The sequence below is a fragment of the Zongyangia sp. genome (assembly GCF_965361945.1).
The window spans coordinates 39,916-47,003 of sequence record NZ_CBDTOK010000037.1; the positions used below are offsets into that span (position 1 = coordinate 39,916).

Below are 7,088 nucleotides of genomic sequence, written 5' to 3' on the forward strand. Positions count from 1 at the left end.
GAAAACTTTTCCGGTTTAGCCCGGCTCATAGGAAGGCGGTTCATAAAGCCCCTCAAAGGTCCAGCTCAGTCCCAGATCTTCTGAAGTATAACGGGCCATGCCAGTGCCTCCCATCAGGTCGCCGTTTTCCCCCTGTCCCACCAGCATTACAAGCTTGCCCTCTTCCCAGGTAGGACATTGGGGGATGACAAAGGCGTCCGCCCACTCCCCTGCCGGGGGAATTTCCACCGGGGTAAAGGTTTTGCCCCCATCCTCGGTGCGGTAGAAATTGTGGGAGCCTTCTACCTCAGGATAACATAAAAATCCCACATCTTCACTGACAAACCCCGCCGACTGAAGCAGCCATGTCTCCGGTCCCCGGCCCGTCTGTTCCCAGGTGGCGCCACCGTCGGTGGTGCGGTAGATCATCTGTCCCTCCTGGGACATGGTGCGGCCGCCGGTGGCTACCACATAGCCGGTCTCCGGGGTGGGAAAGCTGACAAACTTGACCCGGACACTGTCCATGCTCCCGTCGATGAGGACATCCTGCCAGCTCTCTCCCCCGTCGTCGCTGTAGAGGATGGAAAGCCCTCTCTCCCAGGTGCCTCCATAGACAAAGGCAGTCATTTCCGGGGTGATGAGATAACTGCCCTCCTGTAGCTGGTTGTAATAGGAATTGCCATCTCCAACCGTGCAGAGGGCTTCCAGAGAGATGGGAAGCTCGGTCCAGGTCTTTCCTCCGTCTAAGCTTACCGAACAAACTTCATCCTCAATTTTATAGGTGTACTCCGTCTGCTCATAGGGGATTTCATCTATAAACTCCTGATTGTATTCATCCTGAGCCTGCTGTTCGCTGCCCTGATACTTGCCCAGCTCATAGGAAGCCAGAGTTTCCTTAAAGGTCATGTCATAGCGGAACCTTCCGTCGGAAAGCTGGGTTCGCTCAAACCATAGCACCCATTGGCAGGAGATCTCCCCGCCGTTCTGCATGCCCCAATCCTGGAAGATTTCTCCCCCTGCCCTCTGGGGTGTGGCGGTAAATTCGCAGAGTACCGCTAGATACTGCCCGTTTTCCAGCTCCTCAATGTCTGAGATATACCACTCTTCCAAGATCCGCAGACTGGAAAGATAGGGTTGTTGATACTGCTCCAAAAAGCCGTCCAGCCAGTGGACGGTAGCCAGGGTCAGGTTTTCTGTCTCCGCCTCCACCGAAAACTCCTCCGGCGCCAGGATGACGATACCCTCCTGCTGGCGGGCCCGATAGATGCCGTAGATACTAAAGCCCAGCAGCGCCGCAACCAGGACAATTCCAATGACCCAGATCATCTTCTGCCGCACCAGCCTGAAAAATTTTCCTTCCATAGCCGCCTCCTTTCTTTTGTCCCTCTATTATATCACGTCCGTCAAACCAAGGGTTTTCCAAATGTTTGTCAGTTTCCCCGTCCCCTTTTATCTTTACGGGGCGGGGAAAAACCGCTATAATAGAGGAACAAAAAACTTTGCGACAAGCACTACATCTTTGGAGGCCATCGATGAACTGGATACAAGCTGATATTTTTACCACCACCGCCGGCATCGACCCGGTGAGCACACAGCTGATTGCCCTGGGGCTTTCCGGCTTTGCCATACAGGACGCCCAGGATTTTCAAGACTTTTTGAAGGATACCACCATCCATTGGGACTATGTGGACGAAGAACTCATGAAACTGGCCCAATGTGAAACAAAAATCACCCTTTATCTGCCTGACAACCTCCAGGGGGCCGAACAGCTCTCTGGGGTAAAATCTATGCTGCGGGCACTCAAGGCCCAGGACACAGACCATTCCTATGGCCGGCTGGACATCGAGCTTGCCGATATCCAGGAGGAGGACTGGTCCACCGCCTGGAAAAAATACTACCATCCAGTGGAAATTTCTCCCCGGCTGGTGGTCTGCCCCTCTTGGGAGGACACCCCTCTGCGTCCGGGGCAGGCCATGCTCCGGCTGGATCCGGGTATGGCCTTTGGCACCGGCACCCATGACACCACCCGTCTTTGCATGCAGCTTTTGGAGCGGTATGTAGACGAAAACACCCATGTGCTGGATATTGGCTGCGGCAGTGGCATTCTCTCCATCGCGGCCCTGCTGCTGGGAGCTAAGGATGCCATCGGCGTTGACATCGACGAGAACGCGGTGAAGGTTTCCAGGGAAAACGCCGCTCTCAACGGGGTGGAAGACCGGCTCCATACCGTCTGCGGGGATCTGACCGACAAGGTCAGCGGTACCTTCCAGCTCATCTGCGCCAACATTGTGGCGGACGTCATCATCCGGCTGTGCCCGGTCATCCCCCGCTTTCTGGCCCCCGGCGGCGTCTTTATCGCCTCAGGCATTATCGATGAGCGGATCGACGACGTCCGGGCCGCCCTGGCCGAAGCTGGCCTGTCCATTGAAGAGCAGCGGGAGAGCGGCGGATGGTGCGCCCTTTCCTGCCGCTGTGAGGAGAGATAGCCATGCCCCGTTTTTTTACCGAGAACATCAGCGGCGACACCGCCCTGATCACCGGCCCTGACGCCCGCCACATCGGCCGGGTGCTCCGGATGGCGGTAGGGGAAAGCATCGTCCTGTGCGACCTGAAGGGGCTGGATTATCACTGCCGGATCGAGAGCATCCAGAAGGACGCCGTCTCCTGCCGGATTCTGTCCACCTGCCCCAGCGTTGGGGAGCCGGATTGTCAAGTCACCCTGTATCAAGCTTTCCCCAAAGGGGATAAGATGGATTTCATCATCCAAAAGGCGGTGGAGCTAGGGGTCTCCCGGGTAGTTCCGGTGCTGACCCGGCGCTGTGTGGCCCGACCCGATCCCAAAGCCATGACGGGGAAGCTGGCCCGTTTCTCCCGCATCGCTCTGGAGGCCGCCAAGCAGTCCGGCCGGGGCCGGATTCCCCAGGTGGGGGAACTTCTGGACTTTGAGAGCGCGGTCAAGATGGCGGCCTCGGATCCCCTTTCCCTCTTTTTCTATGAGGGAGGCGGCCGCCCCCTTTCCCAGCTGCTTTCCCCCCAGGTGAAGTCTCTTTCCCTCTTTGTGGGCAGCGAAGGGGGCTTTGATCCCGAGGAGGTGGATCTGGCGGCCAAAGCGGGGCTGATTCCCGTCACCCTAGGGCCCCGGATCCTCCGGTGTGAAACAGCGCCGGTATGCGCCCTTTCCGTCATCATGTACGCCACAGGAAATCTTTGACAGCAATATGCTACTGCCGCGCATGGGTCATGCCTGGCAGCGCATAGGATACCTATACATCTCAAAAACACCACCAAGGACTGTAAAAATCAGGAGGTTTTCATCATGTCCCAGCCAGTACGCCGTCCCCGCCGTAGGAAAAATAACCGAAAGACATTGCTTGTGGTCATCATACCGTTTCTCATCCTCCTCGCCTGCATCCTTCTCTTTGCAAATCTAGGCGGAAATACAGAGGGGGAATCCAGCTCACGGGAAAGCTCGTCCTCTTCATCCTCTATCAGTGAAGACGCCAGCGGGACAGAGAGCCTGGATTCCAGCAGCTCCAGTTCTTCCACAGAAGAGTCTCAAGAGCCTTCCTCCCAGTCCTCTTCTACTCCTGCCGGTTCTCCTGTAGATCCCACCGACTGGCGGCTGGTCATCGCCTCTGCCGCCCATCCTCTGGGGGATAACTATGACGTGGAACTTGCCACTGTCATCGGCAATTACCAGGTGGACGCCAGGATCCTGGAGCCCCTTAACGAAATGCTGGCCGCCGCCCAGGAAGACGGTGTGAGCCTTGCCATCACCTCCGCCTACCGGACGGTACAGCGGCAGGAAGAGCTTTACGCGGCCCAGGTCCAGCAATGGCTGGGCTACGGCTACAGCCAGGAGGCGGCGGAGAAGGAAGCCGCCCGGTGGGTGGCCCTCCCCGGCACCAGCGAGCACAACACCGGCCTAGCCCTGGATATTGTCTATCCCGGCTATTATGAAGATTACGGCGACCTCAATGAAGGCTTTGAGGAAACCGCCGCCTTTGATTGGCTGATCAACAACTGTACCGATTACGGCTTTGTCCTGCGTTATCCCAAAGATAAACAGGACATTACCGGCATTACCTATGAGCCCTGGCACTACCGCTATGTAGGGGTGGAAAATGCCAAGGCCATGGAGGCCGCAGGACAGTGCCTGGAGGAGTATCTGGGCCTGGCCTAATCTAATCCTATATAAGAAAGGAGGAGGCGCCCTGTGGCATCCCGCTTCTGGACCCGGATCAAGGCCTGCCTTTCCGGTCAGAAAAAGAATCCCGGACACCGGCTGTTTTCCCTGCTTCTGGTGGCGTTTGCCTTGGCCGCCATTATCCTGCTTTCCTCCTTCTGCGCTGAAGCCCTGCGGAATTTTTCAGTTTCGGGAGCCCAAACTGTGGTCACCAGCCTCCAGGAAAATATTTCCCTCTCCGATGTAGAGCAGATCCTGGGAAAGAAAAACACCATCCGCCTGATGCAGTCCTATGCCCAGGCCCTGGCCGGCGCTACCATTGAGTTTGACGAGCTGCCCGATTATGACACCGCTATCTTCTTCACCATTGCCGGGGCCATTCCGCCTCAGGTGGAGGTTACCTCCTTCCACTTTCAAGGCCGCGACATTATCATGGACTGCACATCTCCCGACGAGCACAGCGCTGAAGAGCTTTTCCTCGCTTTAGAAGAAAGCGCCTATTTCAGCCACGTCTATTACACCATCCCCACGGATAACGGCGATGGATATGCCTATCAGTTCTACCTGACCGTTTAATAAGTGACCATCTTTTCAACAGGACCCTATGAAGGGTCCTGTTTTTTTCTGCCAAACCGAAAATACCTATTGACAGGATTGTATCTAAGTGTTATTATCTGTATATGCTAAATATATACAGATAATAACACAAGGTGGTGACCATGTGAATATTATTGTGACCAGCGCCTCCCCCACCCCTCTTTATGAGCAGATCGAGCAGCAGATCAAAAACATGATCCTAAGCGGGGAGCTCACACAGGGGGCGGCAATGCCCTCTATCCGGCTGCTGGCCAAGGAGCTGCGGGTCAGCATCATTACCGTCAAACGGGCCTATGACGATCTGGAGGCAGACGGCTTTCTGGAGACTGCCCCTTCCAAGGGCACCTATGTGGCCGTCCAGAATATGGATCTCATCCGCAATATCGCGGTAGCCCAGATTGAGGAAAAAATCTCTGAAGCTGTTTCCTCCTCCCTGGCCATCCATATGACGCTGGAGGAACTGACGGAAATTGTCACCCTTCTCTATCGGGAGATGGAACATGATGCGGACAAAGGGCCCCCTGGCGAAAAGGAACCAGCCCATTCTGAATCCACTTGATTTTTGCCCCATGGGGCGGAACGGAGTCTATGTTATGGAAAATCGCATTGAGATTGCAGGTCTGACCAAACGGCTGGGAAGGTTTGAGCTTTCCATCGACAAATTACAGGTTCCCGCCGGTTTCATCACCGGCTTTATCGGTGAAAACGGTGCCGGGAAAACCACCACCATCAAGCTGATTCTGGATATGATCCGGCCGGATGGTGGAAAAATTTCCATTTTGGGCCATGACGCCCAGAAAGCGGGCCATCTGGCCAAGGCGGATCTTGGCTACGTGGGAGACGACGCCGGCTACTGGCCCAGTATGAAACTGCGCGCCATTGCCAAGATGACCGCTCCCTTTTTCCCCCACTGGGATTGGCCCTTCTTTGACAGGCTGCTGGACCGTTTCCATCTGGATGCCGGCGCCAAATACGCTTCCCTCTCCAAGGGGATGAAAAAGCAGTTTGAGCTTGCCATGGCCCTATGCCATCATCCCAAACTGATCATCCTGGATGAGCCCACCGCCAACCTGGATCCCTTGGTACGCCGGGATATCCTGGATCTTCTCCTGGAGATGATGGAAAAGGAGGAATGCACCGTATTTTTCTCCACCCACATCACCTCCGATCTGGATCATGCCGCCGACTATATCGCCTTTCTTCACAGGGGCCGCATGCTGCTGTTTGGGGATAAGGAAACGCTGACCGAAAACCACTGTATTGTCAAAGGGCCTGTCTCCCTCCTCGCCGGCAATGTTGAGAAAAAATTCATCAGCTTCCAGAAAAGCAGCTTCGGTTTTGAGGCCCTTTGTGACGATCCGGCCTGGGCTAAAGATACCTTTGGCACAGAAGCCGTCTATGAAACGCCGGATATTGAGCAGATCTTCATCGGTTATACCAGAAAGGATGAGCAGTAATGGTACAGAATCTCTTTCATTTAATTGGCTGCGACGCTGCTAAGCTTTTCAGCGCCTCTCCCATCTATAAATTGCTCCCCATTGCGGCCGTAGCCGTGGCCTTTTTCGCCCCTCAGGTCATCTCCTTTATTCTGCTGCTGGTAGTCTATCTGCTGGGCTATGGGCTTATCACCTATGACGAAGCCTACCACACCCAGAATTACTACGCCTTTCTTCCAATCCGGCGCAGCGAATATATCATTGGCAAATACGCCTTTACCTTCGTTATGACCATGATCGGCATCCTTCTCTGTTTTGTCTCTTCCAGTCTAGGCGGGCTTATTTTGACCGATCCCGGGCGTCCCGGTTTTGGAGAGCTTAGCGACTACTACGCTCTGGCCTTTATTATCGCCATGGTTTATCTGGCCATCCAGTATCCCTTCTCTATCTTCCTAGGCGGCGTCAAGGGGCGGATTGTCGCTATGGTCTTTTACTTCATCCTCTTTTTCTGTGCCTTTAGCACCGATATCATGAGCCGCATCCTTTCCTTTATGCAAAGTTCCTCCCTGTTTCTCCTCATGGTCATCAGCCTTCTTCTCTACTGCATCTCCTGTACCATTGTTTTGTCCCTTTATGATAAGAAGGATCTCATCGGCTGACGATTCGTATCTCTGGACCATTTCTCCCCGCTTCCCAAGGGAGCCAGAATTTCTTGCGGAATCTCCCCCTCGTTTGGGCAATAAAGACAAATAAAGGTTGACTTGTGGCGCAAATTATGCTATTATAATTTGCGTCACATTGCTATGGAGAGGTGTCCGAGGGGTTTAAGGAGCTGGTCTTGAAAACCAGTGACTCGCAAGAGCCGTGGGTTCGAATCCCACCCTCTCCGC

General features: G+C 54.8%; 8 protein-coding genes and 1 tRNA gene. 8 read left to right on the plus strand and 1 reads right to left on the minus strand.

The window, feature by feature from the left end; translation table 11 throughout:
* Positions 1-15 precede the first annotated feature (15 nt).
* Complete coding sequence (locus ACZ25G_RS02315; protein ID WP_463681404.1) at positions 16-1,341, minus strand: WD40/YVTN/BNR-like repeat-containing protein; 1,326 nt, start codon at positions 1,339-1,341, stop codon at positions 16-18.
* Positions 1,342-1,511: 170 nt separating this feature from the next.
* On the opposite strand from ACZ25G_RS02315, the gene prmA reads away from it, so the two are divergent.
* The 8 genes from prmA to ACZ25G_RS02355 all read left to right on the plus strand — a co-directional run bounded on the left by prmA (position 1,512) and on the right by ACZ25G_RS02355 (position 7,087).
* Entirely contained in the window at positions 1,512-2,465 is a 954-nt protein-coding gene (gene prmA, locus ACZ25G_RS02320; RefSeq protein ID WP_463681405.1) for a 50S ribosomal protein L11 methyltransferase, read from the plus strand.
* A gap of 2 nt (positions 2,466-2,467) precedes the next feature.
* A complete protein-coding gene (locus ACZ25G_RS02325; RefSeq protein WP_463681406.1) occupies positions 2,468-3,190 on the plus strand; it encodes a 16S rRNA (uracil(1498)-N(3))-methyltransferase in 723 nt (240 codons plus the stop codon).
* Between the two features lie 105 nt (positions 3,191-3,295).
* Complete coding sequence (locus ACZ25G_RS02330; RefSeq protein WP_463681407.1) at positions 3,296-4,162, plus strand: M15 family metallopeptidase; 867 nt, start codon at positions 3,296-3,298, stop codon at positions 4,160-4,162.
* Positions 4,163-4,195: 33 nt separating this feature from the next.
* Entirely contained in the window at positions 4,196-4,741 is a 546-nt protein-coding gene (locus ACZ25G_RS02335; RefSeq protein WP_463681408.1) for a hypothetical protein, read from the plus strand.
* Positions 4,742-4,886: 145 nt separating this feature from the next.
* Complete coding sequence (locus ACZ25G_RS02340) at positions 4,887-5,321, plus strand: GntR family transcriptional regulator (RefSeq protein WP_191482073.1); 435 nt, start codon at positions 4,887-4,889, stop codon at positions 5,319-5,321.
* A gap of 34 nt (positions 5,322-5,355) precedes the next feature.
* Complete coding sequence (locus ACZ25G_RS02345; RefSeq protein WP_463681409.1) at positions 5,356-6,219, plus strand: ABC transporter ATP-binding protein; 864 nt, start codon at positions 5,356-5,358, stop codon at positions 6,217-6,219.
* On the plus strand, positions 6,219-6,857 hold the full coding sequence (locus tag ACZ25G_RS02350) for an ABC-2 transporter permease (RefSeq protein ID WP_463681410.1): 639 nt from the start codon (positions 6,219-6,221) through the stop codon (positions 6,855-6,857). Before ACZ25G_RS02345 ends, ACZ25G_RS02350 begins: the two co-directional genes overlap by 1 nt.
* Positions 6,858-7,003: 146 nt before the next feature.
* A tRNA-Ser gene (locus ACZ25G_RS02355) sits at positions 7,004-7,087 on the plus strand.
* Position 7,088 lies beyond the last annotated feature (1 nt).